Genomic DNA, 18,596 nt, shown 5'->3' on the forward strand with positions numbered 1-18,596 from the left:
GTCAATGCGCCTGTTCGGGCGACGCGGCCGCCGGTTCGTCGGCCGTCGCATCGCCGTTCTCGACGCGCGTTTCGGGCATCACGAGCCAGACCAGCAGCACCGCGAGCGCGCCGGCGGCCGCGAGCCCGAAGAAACTGACCGCGTTGCCGAAGTGGTCGGCGACGTAGCCGGCCACGGCCGTGCTGAGCGTCGCGCCGATCCCGGCCGCGAGCCCGAACAGCCCGATACACAGGTTGTAGCGGCCCTTGCCGCCCGCGACGTCGGCCGCGATCAGCGGCAGCATCACGCCGAACACGGCCGCGCTGATGCCGTCGAGCATCTGCACCGGCACGAGCAGGTACGGGCTGCTGACGCCGGCGAACAGCAGTGCGCGCACCGGCAGCGCGGAGAAGCCGAGCAGCAGGATCGGCCGGCGCCCCCAGCGCTGCGCGGAGCGGCCGACCCACGGCGACAGCATCGCGACGATCGCCTGCGGCACGATGATGCACGCGGCGATCACGAGCTGCACGTTCTCGCCCATCCCGGCCGTGACTTCGCCGGCCGCGAGGTTCAGCATCGCGGCGTTCGACAGGTGGAACAGCACGACGCACGCCGCGAAGATCAGCATCCGGCGGTCGCGCAGCAGTTCGAGCAGCGTTTCGCGCTCGCCGGCTTCGTCGAGCTCGTCAGGCTTCGACGACTGCGGAATCACCTGGTGCGTCGGCTGGATCATCGCGAGCGCGAACAGCGCGGGCAGCGCCAGCACGGCGGTCAGCCAGAACACCGCGCGCGCGGAGAAGTATTCGCCGGTGAGCCCCATCAGGCCCGCCGCGACCGCACTGCCGATCGACGCCCAGCGCGCGTTGCGGCCGAGCCGGTCGCCGAGGTCGGCGCGACCGACGAGCGAGAACGAGATCGCGGCCATCGCCGGCACCAGCATGCAGCTTGCAAAGCCGTGGAACACCTCGGCGGCGATCACCGGCACGATCGTCGGGCTGGACGCGAGCAGGACCGCGGACAGGATGATGGCCGCGATCGCCCACGCGGCCGCGCCTTTCTTGTTCTTCAGCGCATCGACGGCCGCGCCGCCCGGCACCTGGCTGACCATCGCGCTGATCGTGCCGATCGACAGCACCATGCCGATCTCGCCCTGCGTCCACTTGTGCGACGCGAGGTAGGACGCGATGAACGGACCGAACCCGGTTTGAACGTTTGCAACGAAAAAGTTGAGCCAGTCGAGGGCCCGGAGACTGCGCACGCTGACGGAATGCTTGATCGTCATCGGGTAGCACTCGCAGACGAGGCCGGTGCGGCCGGGGCAACGGGCGGGAAGACCGCGACGATCGGCTTGTCGGCCGCGTACGGCGGCGAGGCCTTGATCTGGGCGTCGTTCAGGTCGAGCTGCGGGTGCAGCGCCTTGTCGCGCGTGACGAAGCGCAGCGCGCCCCAGCTCGCGGCGATCGAGCGGCGGTCGGTATTGACGAGCCCGCCGAGGTCGAGCACGACGGCCTGCGGCTGGGCGCCGCGGTCGATCAGCACGTCGACGATGCGGCCGATCTTCGTGCCGTTCGGGCGCTCGACGTCGCTGTCGAGCATCGGCAGTCGCGTCGCCGGCGACGCCGCGGCCGAGCCCGACAGCGGCACGGCCTTCGGCCGCGCGGCCGGCGGCAGGTCGCCCGACGGCACGTCGAGCACGATCGGCTCCTGTTTGCCGCCCGGCGTGAAGCGGAACACGTTCCACGGGAAGATGACCTTGCGGTCGCCGATGCCCATGAAGCCTTGCAGGTTGACGATCATCTCGCGCGGCTTGCCGCTCGCGTCGACCACCATGTCGACCGCGCGGCCGACGACCTTGCCGTTGCGGCGCGCGACCTCGCTGTCGAGCAGCGCGTGGATCTGGGTGCGGTCGAGCGAGCGCGTCGCGACGATCGGCGGGGGCGGAGGCGGCGGCGGGGTCGGCGATTCGGGGCGCTGCACGGGCTTCGGCCGCGTCACCTCGCGGTGCGGCTTCTTCGGCGCTTCCGGTTCCTCCGGTTGCGTCGGCGCGGGCACCGGCGGCATCGTCAGCGGCTCGCCGGCGGTCTCCTCGACAGGCTCGACGAGCGCCTCGCTGATCGGCGCGGGCGGGTTCTGGACCGGCAGCAGCCCGCAGCCGGACAGCAGCGCGGCGACGGCGAGAATCAGGAAGACCGTCGACGACGGCAACGACTTGCGGGATGCGGGAAACGGGAGTCCGCCGCTCATTGACACTCACTCCATGGGTCGGGGGGCGGCCCGAGGGCACGCGGCTGGCGATGGATGGCGGGTGCGGGCGGCGCACCACGCGAGGTGAGAGTTTAACGTGTCTTGCTTTCAGGACCGACTTCGATGGCCTGTTGCAGGCCGACCGTCGGGAAAAGGAAGGGATCGGACGCGGGTTGGAGGCCCGGCTGCGGTGGCCGATCGACGACGATGCGGGCGCTGGCGCCGCTGCCGCGGGGCCCCGGGCTCAACGAGCCGAGGCCCGCGGACCGCGGACCGCGGCAACCGCGCCGCAACGCCTGCTGCAATCATGGCCATTCGGCGGACGCGGCGCAGGCGCGGCTGCTGTCCGAAACAGCGTGAAACCGGAAAATCAGGCGTCCGGATACCACGCGTCGGCAAATTCGCTGACCTGGACGTCCTTCAGTTCCGGACGGGCGGCCAGCCATCCGCGCACGAGTTCGCGGTCGGCGTCGGTCGTCGTGCCGCGCGGCGCGCCGGAGATCACGTACGCGCCGATGCCTTCGTCCGCGGACGCGACGGTCAGCAGCCCGTTCGCTTCGACGAAGTCGATGAACGCATCGATCAACTGGCCACGCTCGAGGTCGGTCATTTCATTGCGGTAATGCGCGGTGGCGTTGAACGAGAGTTCCTGGAATTCGCCGATGTGGAGTTTCTTGCGCTGGCGGCGGTTGTGGCCTTGGCTCATGGTGTGTGGTGAATGCGAAAAGGGTCAATGAAAGGGCGGTGGCCGGCGCTGGCGCGGCATGCGCGAACGGCCCGGACGCCGCATCGGGGCGCCGCGCGGCGATGCCGGCGGCGGATGGGCGGAAGGTTACATCAGCACGATATCGTACTGCTCCTGGCTCAGATTCGACTCCACCTGCAGCGACACCGGCTTGCCGATGAAGTCGATCAGCATCGCCAGATGCTGCGACTCCTCGTCGAGGAACAGGTCGATCACCTGCTGCGCGGCGATCACGCGAAACTCACGCGGGTTGAACTGCCGCGACTCGCGCAGGATTTCGCGCAGGATGTCGTAGCACACGGTGCGCGACGTCTTCACCTGGCCCTTGCCCTGGCAGGTCGGGCACGGTTCGCACAGCACGTGCGCGAGCGATTCGCGCGTGCGCTTGCGGGTCATCTCGACGAGCCCGAGCTGCGAGAAACCGTTGACCGTCACGCGCGTGCGGTCGCGCGACAGCGCCTTCTTCAGCTCGGACAGCACCGCGTCGCGATGCTCGGCGTTCTCCATGTCGATGAAGTCGATGATGATGATCCCGCCGAGGTTGCGCAGCCGCAGCTGCCGCGCGATCGTATGCGCGGCCTCGAGGTTGGTCTTGAAGATCGTGTCGTCGAAGTTGCGCGCGCCGACATAGCCGCCCGTGTTCACGTCGATCGTCGTCATCGCCTCGGTCTGGTCGATCATCAGGTAACCGCCCGACTTCAGGTCGACGCGGCGCGACAGCGCGCGCTGGATCTCCGTCTCGATGTTGTACAGGTCGAACAGCGGCCGCTCGCCCGTGTAGTGATGCAGCTTCGGGCTCACGGCCGGCGTGAATTCGCCCGCGAATTCCGACAGGCGCTGGTACGTCTCGCGCGAATCGACCTGGATGCGCGTCGTGTCGTCGTTCGCGAAATCGCGCAGCACGCGCTGCGCGAGATCGAGATCCTGATACAGCAGGCTCGTCGCCGGCAGGCGCTGCGCCTGTGCGACGATCGTCGCCCAGGTCTTGCGTAGGTACGTGACGTCGCCGGCCAGTTCGTCGGAGGTCGCATCCTCGGCGATCGTGCGCACGATGTAGCCGCCTTTCTCGTCCGGCGGGATCACGGCGGTCAACCGCGCGCGCACGGCCTCGCGCTCGGCTTCGCTCTCGATCTTCTGCGAGATGCCGATATGCGGCTCCTGCGGCAGGTAGACGAGCGTGCGCCCCGCGATACTGACCTGCGTCGACAGCCGCGCGCCCTTCGTGCCGATCGGGTCCTTGATCACCTGGACCATCAGCGTCTGGCCCTCGAACACGATCTTCTCGATCGGCTGGTGCGGCGCGCCCGACTGCGGCTCGCCCGCGAGGCGCGGATGCCAGATGTCGGCGACGTGCAGGAACGCCGCGCGTTCGAGGCCGATGTCGATGAACGCCGACTGCATGCCGGGCAGCACACGCACGACCTTGCCGAGATAGATGTTGCCGACCCGCCCGCGCGACAGCGTGCGCTCGACGTGAAGCTCCTGCACCGCGCCTTGCTGGACGAGTGCGACGCGCGTTTCCTGCGGCGTGAGGTTGATCAGGATTTCTTCGTTCATGGTGCGGTTCAGAAGGCGACGCGTGCGGTACGCAGCAGCGCGGCAGTCTCAAAAAGGGGCAGACCCATGATACCTGAATGGGACCCGTCGATTCGCTCGATGAATTCGGCCGCGCGGCCCTGGATCGCGTACGCGCCGGCCTTGCCGAACGGCTCGCCGGTTTCGACGTAGCGCACGTATGCGTCGCGCGGTGCGTTCGAAAAGCGTACCGACGAGCGCGACAGCGCGGGCGGCAGCAGTTCGCCGTCGGCACCGATCACGGCGATGGCGGTCAGGACTTCGTGTTCGCGGCCCGCGAGGCGGGTGAGCATCGCGAGCGCATCGTCGGCGTCGGCCGGCTTGCCGAGGATCGCGCCGTCGATCGTCACCGTGGTGTCCGCAACGAGCACCGGCGCGGCCGGTTTGCCACTCGCGACGAGACGTGCACGCGCGGCCTCGGCCTTCGCGACGGTCACGCGCCGCACGTACGCGTCGGCGGCTTCGCCGGGCAGTTCGGCTTCGAGCGCCTCGGCGTCCTCGTCGGGGCGCGGCAGCAGCAGCTCGAAGCGTACGCCGATCTGCTGCAGCAGCTCCTGGCGGCGGGGGCTTTGCGAAGCGAGGTAAAGGATCGGGAAAAGCGCGGGGGACGTGCTGGACGGCATGGTGTCGTTATCTCGTTGAGCGCGCCCGGCGCGCGTCTCGAGGACGACACGTCATGCGCGGTGGTAGGGGTGATTCTGCGTGATGCTCCACGCCCGGTAAAGCTGTTCGGCGAGCAGCACGCGCACCATGCCGTGCGGCAGCGTCATGCTCGAGATGCGCAGCAGCACGTCGGCGCGTGCTTTCAGGTCCGGATCGAGCCCGTCGGCGCCGCCGATCACGAACGCGACGTCGCGGCCGTCCTGTTGCCAGCCGGGCAGCGCCTGCGCGAGCTGCATCGTGGTCCAGTCGCGGCCGCGCTCGTCGAGCGCGACGAGGCGCGCGCCCTTCGGCAGCGCGGCCTCGATCTTCTGCCGCTCGGCGGCCATCACGCTTTCGGCGCTGCGGCCGCCCGAACGCAGTTCAGGCTTGATTTCGCGCAACTCGATGCGCAGTTCGGGCGGCATCCGCTTCGTGTATTCGTCGAAGCCGGATGCGATCCAGCCGGGCATCTTGTGACCGACCGCGAGGATGAAAAGCTTCATCGACAGACGCGTGACGGCTTAGCGGCGGCGGGCGGCCGTCTTGCGCGCCGGGCGTGCGGGCGCTTCTTCCTCTTCCTCGTCGTCTTCGCTCGCCGTGGCGAAGCCGTTGCCCTTGCCGCCGCCCAGCTTCATCCGCACGGGCTTGTCGCCCCAGATTTCCTCGAGGTTGTAGTACTGGCGCAGGGCCGGTTGCAGGATGTGCACGACCGCGTCGCCGCAGTCGACCAGCACCCATTCGCCGGTGTCCTCGCCTTCGGAGCTGACGACGTCGCCGCCGGCTTCCTTGACCTTGTCGCGCACGTTCGACGCGAGCGCCTTGGTCTGGCGGTTGGAGGTGCCCGAGGCGACGACCACGCGGTCGAACAGTTCGGTCAGGTGGCTGGTGTTGAACACCTTGATGTCTTGCGCCTTGACGTCTTCGAGGGCGTCGACGATCACGCGCTGCAGTTTGCGAATATCCATGGATTCAGGAATGGTAGAGGCGATGTTGAAGAATATAGGCCCATACGGCGGCCGGCACATGTTCGGCCGATGCGTCGGGCATTTGCGCATGGCGTGCGATGCATTCGCGCAGGTGCGCGCGGATGTCGGTCGCGGCGATGTCGAACGAAAGGGTCGTATCGATCAGCAGGCGGCCTGCCGGCGTGGCCTTGAGCACGTCGGCGCCGGCCTGCCGCGCGGCGATTTCCCGCGCGACGTCCGGCGGCGCCGCGCCGAGCTCGAAGCCCGGGCGCGTCGACACGCCGATGTGCGCGTAGTCGAACAGCGTGCGCCAGTCGCGCCACGTATCGAGGCGCACGAGCTGGTCGGCGCCGATCAGCAGCGACAGCGACGCATCCGGGCCGATCCGCTCGCGCCAGCGCGCGAGCGTCTCGACCGTGTAGGTCGGGCCGGTGTGCTCGATCTCGTCGGTGGCGACGGTCACGGTCACGCCCGGCACGGACAGCGTGCCGGCGGCTGCGCGCGTCATCGCGAGCCGATGCTCGGCGGCCGACACGTCGCGCTTCTGGTACGGCTGCCCGGCGGGCAGCAGCACGAGTTCGGTCAGGTCGAGCAGTTCGGCGAACCGGCGCGCGAGCGCGAGATGGCCGTCGTGGATCGGGTCGAAGGTACCGCCCAGCAAGCCGATACGGCGCGGCAGCAGGGCGGGGCGGGCGGTGGTGTTCAGAGAAACACGTCCTTTCGTTGGGGCAGCGGGGCGCGCGGGCTCAGACCCAGTCGCGCGGCACGAGGAAGTCGCTATACAAGCGCGCTTCCGGCGAACCCGGCTCGGGTTGCCAGTTGTAGCGCCAGTTCGCGACCGGCGGCATCGACATCAGGATCGACTCGGTCCGGCCGCCGCTTTGCAGGCCGAACAGCGTGCCGCGGTCGAACACGAGGTTGAATTCGACGTAGCGGCCGCGGCGGTAGGCCTGGAAGTCGCGCTCGCGCTCGCCGTACGGCAGCTCGGCGCGGCGCTCGACGATCGGCAGGTAGGCCTGCAGGAACGCATCGCCGACGCTTTGCATCATGTCAAACGAGCGTTCGAAACCGGGCTCCGAGAAGTCGTCGAAGAAGATCCCGCCGATGCCGCGCGTCTCGTTGCGGTGCTTCAGGAAGAAATATTCGTCGCACCATTGCTTGAAGCGCGGGTAGAGCTCGGCGCCGAACGGGTCGAGCGCGTCCTTGCAGGTCTGGTGGAAATGCCGCGCGTCGTCCTCGAAACCGTAAACCGGTGTCAGATCCATGCCGCCGCCGAACCAGAACACGGGTTCCTCGCCCGGTTTCGTCGCGATCAGCATCCGGACGTTCATGTGCACGGTCGGGCAGTACGGATTGCGCGGGTGCAGCACCAGCGACACGCCGAGCGCCTCGAAGCCGCGGCCCGCGAGCTGCGGGCGCGCCGCGCTTGCCGACGGCGGCAGCGCGTCGCCCGCGACGTCGGAAAAGCCGATTCCCGCGCGTTCGAACACGCGGCCGCCTTCGAGAATCCGCGTGCAGCCGCCGCCGCGCAGGCGTTCGGCCGGCCCGCGCTGCCACGTGTCGGTCGCGAGCGGCGTGCCGTCGAGCGCGCCGAGCGCGTCGGCGATCCGGGTCTGCAGGCCCTGGAGGTACGTGCGCACACGCGCCACGTCGTAGGTCGAATCGGTCATGTCTGGACTGGCTGCCCCCGCCTGACGCGAGGGCCGTAAAAAAAGCATCTGCCGGGCATTCTATCGAACCCCGGCAGAGGGGCCGCCGCCGCGCGGGCGCGGGGCGGCGATCACGACGTCACGTGCTCTTGCGGTTGAGCGCGCGAAAGCCGATGTCGCGGCGGTACTGCATGCCTTCGAAATTGATCTGGTTGATCGTGTCGTACGCATGCTGCTGCGCTTCGCGTACCGAATCGGCGAGGCCGACCACGCACAGCACGCGGCCGCCCGACGTCACGAGCTTGTCGCCGTCGGCGAGCGTCGTGCCCGCATGGAACGTCACCGCCTGTTCGGTCTCGGCCGGGATTCCGTTGATGCGGTCGCCCTTGCGCGGCGCGTCCGGGTAGCCGTGCGCGGCGAGCACGACGCCCAGCGCGGTGCGGCGATCCCAGTCGAGCTCGACCGTGTCGAGCGTGCCCGCGATCGCCTGCTCGACGACCTTCGAGAAATCGCTCTTCAGGCGCGCCATGATCGGCTGCGTTTCCGGGTCGCCCATCCGGCAGTTGAACTCGAGCGTGCGCGGATTGCCGTCCTTGTCGATCATCAGGCCCGCGTACAGGAAACCCGTGAAGCGGATGCCGTCCTTCTCCATCCCGCGCACGGTCGGCATGATGATCTCGCGCATCACGCGTGCATGCATCTGCGGCGTGACGATCGGCGCGGGCGAATACGCGCCCATGCCGCCGGTGTTCGGGCCGCGATCCTCGTCGAGCAGACGCTTGTGGTCCTGGCTGGAGGCCAGCGCCAGCGCGTGCTTGCCGTCGACCATCACGATGAAGCTGGCTTCCTCGCCATCGAGGAATTCCTCGATCACGACGCGCGCGCCGGCATCGCCGAGCTTGTTGCCCGACAGCATCATGTCGACGGCCGCATGCGCTTCTTCGAGCGTCATCGCGACGACGACGCCCTTGCCGGCCGCGAGGCCGTCGGCCTTCACGACGATCGGCGCGCCTTTCGCGTCGAGATACGCATGGGCGGCGGCCGCATCGGAGAAGGTTTCGTAGTCGGCGGTCGGAATGTTGTGGCGCTTCATGAACGCCTTCGCGAAATCCTTCGAGCTTTCGAGCTGCGCGGCTTCGCGGGTCGGGCCGAATACCTTCAGGCCGCGTGCGCGGAACAGGTTGACGATGCCGGCCGCGAGCGGCGCTTCCGGCCCGACGAGCGTGAACGCAACGCCTTCGCGTTCCGCGAAATCGGCGAGTTCGTCGAGCGCCGTGATGTCGACGTTCTTCAGACGCTCGTCCTGCGCCGTGCCGCCATTGCCGGGCGCGACGTAGACCATCTGGACGCGCGGCGATTGCGCGAGCTTCCACGCCAGCGCATGTTCGCGGCCGCCGGAACCGACGACGAGTAGTTTCATGGGATTCCCCGCAGACTAGAAAACAGGGCGGCCGGCACGCTCAGGCGCGCCGGCCGCGAAATCGGTCGGGCCGCCGTCGCAACGCTGCGCGCGGCGGCCGGCATCTCATTCCTCGACGATGACGGCGTTCGTATACACGTCCTGCACGTCGTCGAGATTCTCAAGCGCGTCCAGGAGCTTCTGCATCTTCGCCGCGTCGTCGCCGGTGAATTCGACTTCGTTCTGCGGCTTCATCGTCACTTCGGCGAGTTCGGCCTTGAAGCCGGCGGCTTCGAGCGCGTCCTTCACCGCGGAAAACGCCTGCCAGTCGCACAGCACTTCGATCGAGCCGTCGTCGTTCGTGTTCACGTCGTTCGCGCCGGCTTCGAGCGCGGCTTCCATCAGCGCATCTTCCGACGTGCCGGGCGCGAACAGGAACTGGCCGACGTGATCGAACATGAACGCGACGGAGCCGTCGGTGCCCATGTTGCCGCCGAACTTCGAGAATGCGTGGCGCACTTCCGCGACCGTGCGGGTGCGGTTGTCGGTCAGCGTGTCGACGATGATCGCCGCGCCGCTGATGCCGTAGCCTTCGTAACGGATTTCTTCGTAGTTCGCGCCGTCCGCGCCGCCGACGCCGCGATCGATCGCGCGCTTGACGTTGTCCTTCGGCATGTTCGCGTCGGCTGCCTTGTCGACCGCGAGACGCAGGCGCGGGTTCGAGTTGACGTCGCCGCCGCCGAGGCGCGCCGCCACCTGGATTTCCTTGATCAGGCGGGTCCAGATCTTGCCGCGCTTCGCGTCGGCCGCAGCCTTCTTATGCTTGATGTTGGCCCATTTCGAATGACCAGCCATACCTTTCTCCGTGCCCGGGCGCGCAGCGCGGGCGATTGTTTCAGTGTGTCGTTGAATCGGCGGCCGTTTCGGCGGGCATGAAGCCGCGGGGCCGCGCGTGTCGAGTGGAGCGTGATTTTATCACGCGGCGACCGCCGCTTCGGGGCCGCCGCGCATGGCCGAACGGCCGGGGCGGCGCGCCGGGGCGCGCGGCATGGCGGCGCCCGACGCTCGGTGCGCTCAGTTCTTGGTGCCGAACAGGCGGTCGCCCGCGTCGCCCAGGCCCGGCACGATGTACGCGTGTTCGTTCAGATGCGAGTCGAGCGACGCGACGAACAGCTTCACGTCGGGGTGCGCGTCCTGGAACACCTGCACGCCCTCGGGCGCGGCGACCAGCGCGACGAACATGATGTTCGCGGCCGGCACGTTGCGGCGCTTGAGCACGTCGACCGCATGCACGGCCGAATAGCCGGTCGCGACCATCGGGTCGCACAGGATGAAGATGCGGTCTTCCAGGTCCGGCAGGCGCACCAGGTATTCGACCGGACGGTGGTCCTCGGCGCGGTACACGCCGATGTGGCCGACGCGCGCGGACGGCACCAGGTCGAGCAGGCCGTCCGACATCCCGATGCCCGCGCGCAGCACGGGCACGATCGCGAGCTTCTTGCCGGCGATCACCGGCGCGTCGACCGCCACCAGCGGGGTTTCGACCCGCTTGGTCGTGATCGGCAGGTTGCGGGTGATCTCATAGCCCATCAGCAGCGTGATCTCGCGCAGCAGTTCGCGGAACGTGCGCGTGGACGTGTCCTTGTCGCGCATGTGCGTGAGCTTGTGCTGGATCAGCGGGTGATCGGTGATGAAGAGGTTCGGGAAACGGCTGTCCTGTTTCATGACGGGGTGCCTTGGCGGCAAAAGGGGATCGGGGGCGGCGGCGGGCATGGGCCGGTCGTCGCTCATGCCCGCAATTTTACCAAGGCGCGCCGCGCGATCCGGATATTATCGACGTCTCACGACAATCCGCGTGCCGCGCACGCCCGTTTGCCCGCCGCCGGCGGCAACGCGGGGCCGCGCCGGCATGCGTGCCACCAGGGAAACGACGATGGATCTCGGCATCGAAGGAAAGACCGCGCTCGTGTGCGCGGCCAGCAAGGGCCTCGGGCGTGGTTGCGCGGAAGCGCTGGCCGCCGAGGGCGTGAACCTCGTGATCGTCGCGCGCACGCGCGACACTTTGGAGGAAACCGCGGAAGAGATCCGCGCCGGCGCGAACGTGTCGGTCACGGCGGTCGCGTGCGACATCACGACGCCGGACGGCCGCGCGGCCGCGCTCGCCGCGTGCCCGCAGCCGGACATTCTCGTGACGAATGCCGGCGGCCCGCCGCCCGGCGACTTCCGCGACTTCTCGCACGACGACTGGATTCGCGCGCTCGAGTCGAACATGCTGACGCCGATCGAGCTGATCCGCGCGACCCTCGACGGGATGATCGGCCGCGGCTTCGGCCGGATCGTCAACATCACGAGTTCGGCCGTGAAGGCGCCGATCGACGTGCTCGCGCTGTCGAACGGCGCGCGCTCGGGGCTGACCGGCTTCGTCGCGGGGCTGTCGCGCAAGGTCGCGGGGCAGGGCGTGACGATCAACAACCTGCTGCCGGGGCTGTTCGACACCGACCGGATCGCGACGACGCTCGCCGCGTCGGCGCAGGCGCAGGGCGTGACGGTCGACGAGATGCGCGCGCGGCGCACCAGGGACATCCCGGCCGGGCGCCTCGGCACGCGCGCCGAGTTCGGCGCGGCCTGTGCGTTCCTGTGCAGCGTGCACGCCGGCTACATCACGGGGCAGAACTGGCTGCTCGACGGCGGCGCGTATCCGGGTACGTTCTGACCCGCGCTTTTCGCTTCACGACGACAACAACCGAACGACGAAGGAACTGGAGATGAGCAAACCCCGCATCGCACTGATTGCGCACGACGCGAAGAAGGACGAGATCGTCGCGCTCGCGGGCCAGTATCGCGAGACGCTCGCGCAATGCCGGCTGGTCGCGACCGGCACGACGGGCGGCCGTATCGCCGCCGCGCACGGGCTCGAGGTCGAGCGCAAGCTGTCGGGGCCGCTCGGCGGCGACCTGCAGATCGGCGCGGAGCTCGCCGACGGCCGCGTCGACATCGTCGTGTTCCTGCGCGACCCGATGACCGCGCAGCCGCACGACCCCGACATCACCGCACTGGTGCGTGCATGCGACGTGCACGACGTGCCGGTCGCGACCAACGTCGCGACCGCGCGGATGCTGCTCGACGATCTGGCGCGCAACATGCAGGACGTTTGCTAGGCGCGGGCATCGGCTGATTGTCCCTGCCGGCGGCAGGGCCATGCACGAACGGTGGCGACGCGCGAGAATCGTGCGTCGCCACGCGCGCCTGCCGGCACCCGCACGAATCGGTGCGGCGCGCGCATCGGCGCCCCGGATTTCCCTGACTGACAGACAGAAGAGGAGCAAAACGATGCCGAAAGCAATCCGATACGACCAGCCGGGCGGCCCGGACGTGATGAAGTGGGTCGATGTCGAGGTCGGCGCGCCGAAGGCGGGCGAAGTCCGCATCCGGCAACACGCGGTCGGGCTCAACTACATCGACGTGTATTTCCGCACGGGCCTGTATCCGCAACAGCTGCCGGCCGGCCTCGGGATGGAGGCGGCGGGCGAGGTGACGGCCGTCGGCGACGGCGTGACCGCGTTCAAGGTCGGCGACCGCGTCGCCTATGTCGGCCAGCCGCCCGGCGCGTATGCGCAGGAGCGCGTGATGCCGGCCGAGCGCGTCGTGAAACTGCCGGACGGCATCAGCTACGACGACGCGGCATCGGTGATGCTGCAGGGCCTGACCGCGCATTACCTGCTGCGCCGCACCTATCCGGTGAAGGCCGGCGACACGATCCTGATCCACGCGGCGGCCGGCGGCGTGGGCTTGCTCGTGTGCCAGTGGGCGAAGGCGCTCGGCGCGACCGTGATCGGTACGGTCGGCTCCGACGAGAAGGCCGAGCTCGCGAAGGCGCACGGCTGCGATCATCCGATCGTCTACACGCGCGAGAACTTCACGCAGCGCGTGAAGGCAATCACGAACGGCGCGGGCGTGCCGGTCGTCTACGATTCGATCGGCAAGGACACCTACATCGGTTCGCTCGACAGCCTCGCGCCGCTCGGCTACTTCGTCAGCTTCGGCAATGCGTCGGGGCCGCTGCCGCCGATCGACTCGAAGGAATTCTCGTCGCGCGGCTCGCTGTTCTTCACGCGACCGACGCTGTTCTCGTACATCGCGAAGCGCGCCGATCTCGAAGCCGCGGCCGCCGAGCTGTTCGACGTGATCCTGTCGGGCAAGGTGAAGACCAGCATCAACCAGCGCTATCCGCTTGCCGAAGTCGGCCGCGCGCATGCCGATCTGGAAGCGCGCAAGACCACCGGCTCGACGATCCTCGTTCCCTGACGCATCCTTTCGTGCCGGCGTCACGCCGGCACATCCCGGGCGGCGCCGGCGGGCCGCCCGTCCTGCCTCCTGTCTCCCGGCCTGTCCGACGTCCCGTCCACTGTTCCCGCTGTACGCGTTTACGCGTTTTTTACACCCGCTCCGATACCTTTGACCCGCCCTTTACGCGCATTCCCATAAGGTTCTAGTCGTCCGATTTCGACGACGGAGAACAAAAAATGGATGGGGTTTTCATCGGCGCACTGGTGCTCTTCACCGCGCTGATCCTCGGTTTGCTTGCCGGTTGCGACAAGCTCGTGCAATACGGTCGCGGGGGGCGGGCATGACCTGGATGCTTTGGCTGGCGGGCGCCTCGACGGCCCTGCTGTTCGCGTATCTCGTCTTCGCGCTGCTGCGCGCGGAGGACATCGAATGAACGCGAACAACCTGTTGCAGATGGTGCTGTTCATCGTCGTACTGCTGGCGGCGGCCGTACCGGTTGCGCGCTACCTGAGCGCGGTGATGGACGGCAGCGCGCGCGTCGTGCGCGTGTTCGGGCCGCTCGAACGCGCGCTGTACCGCATCGCCGGCGTCGATGCGGGCACCGAAATGAACTGGAAGCAGTACACGGTCGCGACGATTGCATTCAACGCGCTCGGCGTGCTGTTCCTTTATGCGCTGCTGCGCCTGCAGGGCTTCCTGCCCGGCAACCCGCAGCAGTTCGGCGCGATGACGCCCGACGGCGCGTTCAACACGGCCGTCAGTTTCGTCGCCAACACGAACTGGCAGGACTACACGCCCGAGCAGACCGTCAGCTATCTGTCGCAGATGCTCGGCCTGACGGTGCAGAACTTCCTGTCGGCGGCGACCGGCATCGTCGTCGTGATCGCGCTGATTCGCGGCTTCGCGCGCCACACCGCTCAGACGATCGGCAACTTCTGGGTCGATCTCACGCGCGTGACGCTGTACGTGCTCGTGCCGATGGCGGCGCTCGTCGCCGCGCTGCTGATGAGCCAGGGCGTGCTGCAGAACATGAAGGCGTACCAGGACGTGCCCGTGCTGCAGGCAAGCACCTACGCGGCGCCGAAGCTCGACGCGCAGGGCAGCCCGGTGAAGGACGACAAGGGCAACCCGGTCACGGTGCCGACCCCGCTGACGAAGCAGACGCTCGCGATGGGCCCGGTCGCCTCCCAGGAAGCGATCAAGATGCTCGGCACCAACGGCGGCGGCTTCTTCAACGCGAACTCCGCGCACCCGTTCGAGAACCCGACGCCGTTCGCGAACTTTCTGCAGATCTTCGCGATCCTGATCATCCCGGCTGCGCTGTGCCTGGTGTTCGGTCGCATGATCGGCGACCGCCGGCAGGGCATCGCGGTGCTCGCGGCGATGACGGTCGCGTTCGCGGTCGCGACCGGCGTCGAGGTGAGCGCCGAGCAGGGCGGCAACCCGACGCTCGCCGCGCTGCACGTCGACCAGTCGGCCGGCGCGCTGCAGCCGGGCGGCAACATGGAAGGCAAGGAAACCCGCTTCGGGATCGCGCAGACCGGCATCTTCACGGTCGCGACCACGGCCGCGTCGTGCGGCGCGGTGGACGCGATGCACGATTCGCTGACGCCGGTCGGCGGCCTCGTGCCGATGCTGCTGATGCAGCTCGGCGAGGTGGTCTTCGGCGGCGTCGGCTCCGGCCTCTACGGGATGCTCGTGTTCGCGCTGCTCGCGGTGTTCGTCGCCGGCCTGATGATCGGCCGCACGCCGGAATACGTCGGCAAGAAGATCGAGTCGTACGAGATGAAAATGGTGTCGATCGTCGTGCTGCTCACGCCGCTGCTCGTGCTGGTCGGCACGTCGATCGCGGTGTTGGCGGACGCGGGCAAGGCCGGCATCTCGAACCCGGGCCCGCACGGCTTCTCGGAAATTCTCTACGCGTTCAGCTCGGCCGCGAACAACAACGGCAGTGCGTTCGCGGGCCTGACGGTCGGCACGCCGTTCTACAACTGGATGACCGCGATCGCGATGTGGTTCGGCCGCTTCGGCACGATCGTGCCGGTGCTGGCGATCGCCGGTTCCCTCGCCGCGAAGAAGCGCATCGCGGTGACGAGCGGCACGCTGCCGACCCACGGCCCGCTGTTCGTCGTACTGCTGCTCGGCACCGTGCTGCTGGTGGGCGCGCTGACCTACGTGCCGGCGCTCGCGCTCGGCCCGGGCGTCGAGCACCTGATGATGTGGCTGGGCGCGTGACGCGCGCCCGCATCGCGACACACTGAAAAGACTGAAGAGCTTGAAGAGATCGCAATGACTCAACATTCCGCAACACGGTCCATGTTCGATCCGGCGCTGCTGCGCCCGGCGATCGTGGATTCGTTCAAGAAACTCACGCCGCGCACGCAGTTCCGCAACCCGGTGATGTTCTGCGTGTACGTCGGCAGCATCCTCACCACGATCCTGTGGATCGCGGCGCTTGCCGGCCAGGCCGAGGCGCCCGCGGGCTTCATCCTCGCGGTCACGCTGTGGCTGTGGTTCACCGTGCTGTTCGCGAACTTCGCCGAAGCGCTCGCCGAAGGGCGCTCGAAGGCGCAGGCCGCGTCGCTGCGCAGCGCGAAGAAGGACGTGATGGCGAAGAAGCTGAACGAGCCGCATCCGAAGTCGCCGATCCGCATCACGACCGCGTCCGACCTGCGCAAGGGCGACGTCGTGCTGGTCGAGACCGGCGACGTGATCCCGGCCGACGGCGAGGTCGTCGACGGCGTCGCGTCGGTCGACGAGTCGGCAATCACCGGCGAATCCGCACCGGTGATCCGCGAATCGGGCGGCGACTTCTCGTCGGTGACGGGCGGCACGCGCGTGCTGTCCGACTGGATCGTCGTGAAGGTCACCGCGAACCCCGGCGAGGCGTTTCTCGACCGGATGATCGCGATGGTCGAAGGCGCGAAGCGCAAGAAGACGCCGAACGAAGTCGCGCTGACGATCCTGCTCGTCGCGCTGACGATCGTGATGCTGCTCGCGACCGCGACGCTGCTGCCGTTCTCGATGTTCTCGGTCGACGCGATGAAGGCCGGCCACGTGGTGACGATCACCGCGCTCGTCGCGCTGCTCGTGTGCCTGATCCCGACGACGATCGGCGGGTTGCTGTCCGCGATCGGCGTGGCCGGGATGAGCCGGATGATGCAGGCGAACGTGATCGCGACGTCGGGCCGCGCGGTGGAAGCGGCCGGCGACGTCGACGTGCTGCTGCTCGACAAGACCGGCACGATCACGCTCGGCAACCGCCAGGCGTCGACGTTCGTGCCGGCGCCGGGCGTGACCGAGGAAGCGCTGGCCGATGCCGCGCAACTGTCGTCGCTCGCGGACGAAACGCCGGAAGGGCGCAGCATCGTCGTGCTCGCGAAGGAGCGTTTCAACATTCGCCAGCGCGACATGGCGCAACTGCACGCGACGTTCCTCGGTTTTTCCGCGCAGACGCGGATGAGCGGCGTCGACCTGCCCGGCCGCGAGATCCGCAAGGGCGCGGCCGACGCGATCCGTCGCTACGTCGAAACCCACGGCAGCCGCTTCCCCGAAGAAGTGCGCCGCGCGGTGGACGACGTCGCGCGCCGCGGCAGCACGCCGCTCGTCGTGGCCGACCTGCAGGACGGGGCAGCGCGCGTGCTCGGCGTGATCGAGCTGAAGGACATCGTGAAGGGCGGCATCAAGGAGCGCTTCGCGGAACTGCGCAAGATGGGCATCAAGACCGTGATGGTGACGGGCGACAACCGGCTGACGGCCGCGGCGATCGCGGCGGAAGCGGGCGTCGACGATTTCCTCGCGGAAGCGACGCCGGAAACCAAGCTCGCGACGATCCGCGAGCATCAGGCGGCCGGGCGCCTCGTCGCGATGACCGGCGACGGCACCAATGACGCGCCGGCGCTCGCGCAGGCCGACGTCGCGGTGGCGATGAACACCGGCACGCAGGCGGCGAAGGAAGCCGGCAACATGGTCGACCTCGACTCGAACCCGACCAAGCTGATCGAGATCGTCGAGATCGGCAAGCAGATGCTGATGACGCGCGGGTCGCTCACCACGTTCTCGATCGCGAACGACATCGCGAAATACTTCGCGATCATCCCGGCCGCGTTCGTGACGACCTATCCGCAACTGCGCGTGCTCGACATCATGCATCTGACGTCGCCGGCGTCCGCGATCCTGTCGGCGGTGATCTTCAACGCGCTGATCATCGTCGCGCTGATTCCGCTCGCGCTGAAGGGCGTGACCTACCGGCCGCTCGGCGCCGCGTCGCTGCTGCGCCGCAACCTGCTGGTGTACGGCCTCGGCGGCGTGCTGCTGCCGTTCCCGTTCATCAAGCTGATCGACATGACGCTCGCCGCGCTCGGCTGGGCCTGAGCCGGCCGCACTTGAAGGAACCATCATGAAAACGTTGATTCGCCCGCTCGTCGTGCTCTTTGTCGTGCTGACCGCCGTGACCGGCCTCGCTTATCCGGCCGTGATGACCGTGTTCGGTCAGGCCGTGTTCCCGTCGCAGGCCAACGGCAGCCTGATCGAGCAGGACGGCAAGGTCGTCGGCTCCGCGCTGATCGGCCAGCCGTTCGATGCGCCGAAATACTTCTGGGGCCGGCTGTCGGCCACCGCGCCGATGCCGTACAACGCGGCCGGCTCCGGCGGCTCGAACCTCGGCCCGTTGAACCCGTCGCTCGCCGACCAGGTGAAGGCGCGCATCGCCGCGCTGCGCGACGCGGGCACCGACCTGTCGAAGCCGGTGCCGGTCGACCTCGTGACGGCGTCCGCCAGCGGCCTCGATCCGGAGATCACGCCGGCCGCCGCCGCGTATCAGGTCGAGCGCGTCGCGAAGGCGCGCAACCTGACGCCGGACGCGGTCGCGCAACTCGTCGCCGCGAACACGACGGGCCGCCAGTTCGGCGTGCTCGGCGAGCCGCGCGTGAACGTGCTGAAGCTGAATCTCGCGCTCGACGCGGAGCAGGCCGCGCACTGAGCGTGCGTGCGGGCGGGCTCCCCGGCGCGGCTGGCTGCGCGTCGGGCCCGACTTCGTTTCGACGGCGCTCGCGCCGTCTTTGCCTTTTGCGGCGATTTGGAACCACAATGGCTGTATCTCGCGCGCCATC

At 68.4% G+C, this 18,596-nt stretch carries 19 protein-coding genes; 7 read left to right on the top strand and 12 right to left on the bottom strand.

The genetic code is table 11. The features are described 5' to 3' along the window. Position 1: 1 nt before the first annotated feature. The 12 genes from BLS50_RS13170 to upp form a co-directional block, all read right to left on the bottom strand. Positions 2 to 1,261 carry an MFS transporter gene (locus BLS50_RS13170; protein WP_011545849.1) on the bottom strand — a complete coding sequence of 420 codons (1,260 nt, stop codon included), beginning with the start codon at positions 1,259 to 1,261 and terminating at the stop codon, positions 2 to 4. Beyond that, the gene (locus BLS50_RS13175) at positions 1,258 to 2,223 is read right to left on the bottom strand and encodes a PRC-barrel domain-containing protein (RefSeq protein WP_023477155.1); all 966 of its coding nucleotides are present in this window, start codon (positions 2,221 to 2,223) and stop codon (positions 1,258 to 1,260) included. Before BLS50_RS13175 ends, BLS50_RS13170 begins: the two co-directional genes overlap by 4 nt. A 370-nt stretch (positions 2,224 to 2,593) precedes the next feature. Beyond that, positions 2,594 to 2,929, bottom strand: a complete 336-nt coding sequence (locus tag BLS50_RS13180; protein WP_006478219.1) for a YggL 50S ribosome-binding family protein — start codon at positions 2,927 to 2,929, stop codon at positions 2,594 to 2,596. A gap of 126 nt (positions 2,930 to 3,055) precedes the next feature. After that, complete coding sequence (rng, locus tag BLS50_RS13185) at positions 3,056 to 4,525, bottom strand: ribonuclease G (protein WP_011545847.1); 1,470 nt, start codon at positions 4,523 to 4,525, stop codon at positions 3,056 to 3,058. A gap of 8 nt (positions 4,526 to 4,533) precedes the next feature. Continuing rightward, positions 4,534 to 5,166: a Maf family protein gene (locus tag BLS50_RS13190; RefSeq protein ID WP_074802390.1), complete on the bottom strand. Its 633-nt coding sequence runs from the start codon at positions 5,164 to 5,166 to the stop codon at positions 4,534 to 4,536. 51 nt (positions 5,167 to 5,217) lie between these two features. Then, positions 5,218 to 5,688, bottom strand: coding sequence for a 23S rRNA (pseudouridine(1915)-N(3))-methyltransferase RlmH (gene rlmH, locus BLS50_RS13195; protein WP_006478222.1), 471 nt, complete (start codon positions 5,686 to 5,688; stop codon positions 5,218 to 5,220). Positions 5,689 to 5,706: 18 nt separating this feature from the next. Further along, a complete protein-coding gene (gene rsfS, locus BLS50_RS13200) occupies positions 5,707 to 6,150 on the bottom strand; it encodes a ribosome silencing factor (RefSeq protein WP_006484266.1) in 444 nt (147 codons plus the stop codon). A 4-nt stretch (positions 6,151 to 6,154) separates the two neighbouring features. Beyond that, entirely contained in the window at positions 6,155 to 6,931 is a 777-nt protein-coding gene (locus BLS50_RS13205; protein ID WP_412668062.1) for a nicotinate-nucleotide adenylyltransferase, read from the bottom strand. Continuing rightward, the gene (gene hemF / locus BLS50_RS13210; RefSeq protein ID WP_074802392.1) at positions 6,897 to 7,820 is read right to left on the bottom strand and encodes an oxygen-dependent coproporphyrinogen oxidase; all 924 of its coding nucleotides are present in this window, start codon (positions 7,818 to 7,820) and stop codon (positions 6,897 to 6,899) included. Before hemF ends, BLS50_RS13205 begins: the two co-directional genes overlap by 35 nt. A 118-nt stretch (positions 7,821 to 7,938) precedes the next feature. Then, the gene (gene purD, locus BLS50_RS13215; protein ID WP_069232939.1) at positions 7,939 to 9,219 is read right to left on the bottom strand and encodes a phosphoribosylamine--glycine ligase; all 1,281 of its coding nucleotides are present in this window, start codon (positions 9,217 to 9,219) and stop codon (positions 7,939 to 7,941) included. 105 nt (positions 9,220 to 9,324) lie between these two features. Then, on the bottom strand, positions 9,325 to 10,053 hold the full coding sequence (locus BLS50_RS13220; protein ID WP_006478227.1) for a YebC/PmpR family DNA-binding transcriptional regulator: 729 nt from the start codon (positions 10,051 to 10,053) through the stop codon (positions 9,325 to 9,327). A 219-nt stretch (positions 10,054 to 10,272) separates the two neighbouring features. Then, complete coding sequence (gene upp / locus BLS50_RS13225) at positions 10,273 to 10,923, bottom strand: uracil phosphoribosyltransferase (protein ID WP_006478229.1); 651 nt, start codon at positions 10,921 to 10,923, stop codon at positions 10,273 to 10,275. A 208-nt stretch (positions 10,924 to 11,131) separates the two neighbouring features. On the opposite strand from upp, the gene BLS50_RS13230 reads away from it, so the two are divergent. The 7 genes from BLS50_RS13230 to kdpC all read left to right on the top strand — a co-directional run bounded on the left by BLS50_RS13230 (position 11,132) and on the right by kdpC (position 18,466). Then, positions 11,132 to 11,911 (top strand): SDR family oxidoreductase, encoded by a 780-nt coding sequence (locus BLS50_RS13230; RefSeq protein WP_012328926.1) that lies wholly within the window; start codon positions 11,132 to 11,134, stop codon positions 11,909 to 11,911. A gap of 52 nt (positions 11,912 to 11,963) precedes the next feature. Beyond that, positions 11,964 to 12,356 (top strand): methylglyoxal synthase, encoded by a 393-nt coding sequence (locus BLS50_RS13235; RefSeq protein ID WP_006478230.1) that lies wholly within the window; start codon positions 11,964 to 11,966, stop codon positions 12,354 to 12,356. A 172-nt stretch (positions 12,357 to 12,528) separates the two neighbouring features. Then, on the top strand, positions 12,529 to 13,503 hold the full coding sequence (locus BLS50_RS13240; RefSeq protein ID WP_074802393.1) for a quinone oxidoreductase family protein: 975 nt from the start codon (positions 12,529 to 12,531) through the stop codon (positions 13,501 to 13,503). 322 nt (positions 13,504 to 13,825) lie between these two features. Then, a complete protein-coding gene (gene kdpF / locus BLS50_RS13245; protein WP_006752209.1) occupies positions 13,826 to 13,918 on the top strand; it encodes a K(+)-transporting ATPase subunit F in 93 nt (30 codons plus the stop codon). Then, on the top strand, positions 13,915 to 15,720 hold the full coding sequence (gene kdpA, locus BLS50_RS13250) for a potassium-transporting ATPase subunit KdpA (RefSeq protein WP_074802394.1): 1,806 nt from the start codon (positions 13,915 to 13,917) through the stop codon (positions 15,718 to 15,720). The genes kdpF and kdpA overlap by 4 nt, the downstream gene beginning before the upstream one ends. 54 nt (positions 15,721 to 15,774) lie before the next feature. After that, positions 15,775 to 17,859 (top strand): potassium-transporting ATPase subunit KdpB, encoded by a 2,085-nt coding sequence (gene kdpB, locus BLS50_RS13255; protein WP_054928023.1) that lies wholly within the window; start codon positions 15,775 to 15,777, stop codon positions 17,857 to 17,859. A gap of 25 nt (positions 17,860 to 17,884) precedes the next feature. Beyond that, positions 17,885 to 18,466 (top strand): potassium-transporting ATPase subunit KdpC, encoded by a 582-nt coding sequence (kdpC, locus tag BLS50_RS13260; RefSeq protein ID WP_074802395.1) that lies wholly within the window; start codon positions 17,885 to 17,887, stop codon positions 18,464 to 18,466. Positions 18,467 to 18,596 lie beyond the last annotated feature (130 nt).

It is taken from the genome of Burkholderia orbicola (assembly GCF_900100915.1).
Classification (GTDB): domain Bacteria; phylum Pseudomonadota; class Gammaproteobacteria; order Burkholderiales; family Burkholderiaceae; genus Burkholderia; species Burkholderia orbicola.

Excerpts from the sequence above, each read along its gene's own strand:
- BLS50_RS13170 (WP_011545849.1), bottom strand. The coding sequence starts at position 1,261 with ATGACGATCAAGCATTCCGTCAGCGTGCGCAGTCTCCGGGCCCTCGAC.
- BLS50_RS13175 (WP_023477155.1), bottom strand. The coding sequence starts at position 2,223 with ATGAGCGGCGGACTCCCGTTTCCCGCATCCCGCAAGTCGTTGCCGTCG.
- BLS50_RS13180 (WP_006478219.1), bottom strand. The coding sequence starts at position 2,929 with ATGAGCCAAGGCCACAACCGCCGCCAGCGCAAGAAACTCCACATCGGC.
- rng (WP_011545847.1), bottom strand. The coding sequence starts at position 4,525 with ATGAACGAAGAAATCCTGATCAACCTCACGCCGCAGGAAACGCGCGTC.
- BLS50_RS13190 (WP_074802390.1), bottom strand. The coding sequence starts at position 5,166 with ATGCCGTCCAGCACGTCCCCCGCGCTTTTCCCGATCCTTTACCTCGCT.
- rlmH (WP_006478222.1), bottom strand. The coding sequence starts at position 5,688 with ATGAAGCTTTTCATCCTCGCGGTCGGTCACAAGATGCCCGGCTGGATC.
- rsfS (WP_006484266.1), bottom strand. The coding sequence starts at position 6,150 with ATGGATATTCGCAAACTGCAGCGCGTGATCGTCGACGCCCTCGAAGAC.
- hemF (WP_074802392.1), bottom strand. The coding sequence starts at position 7,820 with ATGACCGATTCGACCTACGACGTGGCGCGTGTGCGCACGTACCTCCAG.
- purD (WP_069232939.1), bottom strand. The coding sequence starts at position 9,219 with ATGAAACTACTCGTCGTCGGTTCCGGCGGCCGCGAACATGCGCTGGCG.
- BLS50_RS13220 (WP_006478227.1), bottom strand. The coding sequence starts at position 10,053 with ATGGCTGGTCATTCGAAATGGGCCAACATCAAGCATAAGAAGGCTGCG.
- upp (WP_006478229.1), bottom strand. The coding sequence starts at position 10,923 with ATGAAACAGGACAGCCGTTTCCCGAACCTCTTCATCACCGATCACCCG.
- BLS50_RS13230 (WP_012328926.1), top strand. The coding sequence starts at position 11,132 with ATGGATCTCGGCATCGAAGGAAAGACCGCGCTCGTGTGCGCGGCCAGC.
- BLS50_RS13235 (WP_006478230.1), top strand. The coding sequence starts at position 11,964 with ATGAGCAAACCCCGCATCGCACTGATTGCGCACGACGCGAAGAAGGAC.
- BLS50_RS13240 (WP_074802393.1), top strand. The coding sequence starts at position 12,529 with ATGCCGAAAGCAATCCGATACGACCAGCCGGGCGGCCCGGACGTGATG.
- kdpF (WP_006752209.1), top strand. The coding sequence starts at position 13,826 with ATGACCTGGATGCTTTGGCTGGCGGGCGCCTCGACGGCCCTGCTGTTC.
- kdpA (WP_074802394.1), top strand. The coding sequence starts at position 13,915 with ATGAACGCGAACAACCTGTTGCAGATGGTGCTGTTCATCGTCGTACTG.
- kdpB (WP_054928023.1), top strand. The coding sequence starts at position 15,775 with ATGACTCAACATTCCGCAACACGGTCCATGTTCGATCCGGCGCTGCTG.
- kdpC (WP_074802395.1), top strand. The coding sequence starts at position 17,885 with ATGAAAACGTTGATTCGCCCGCTCGTCGTGCTCTTTGTCGTGCTGACC.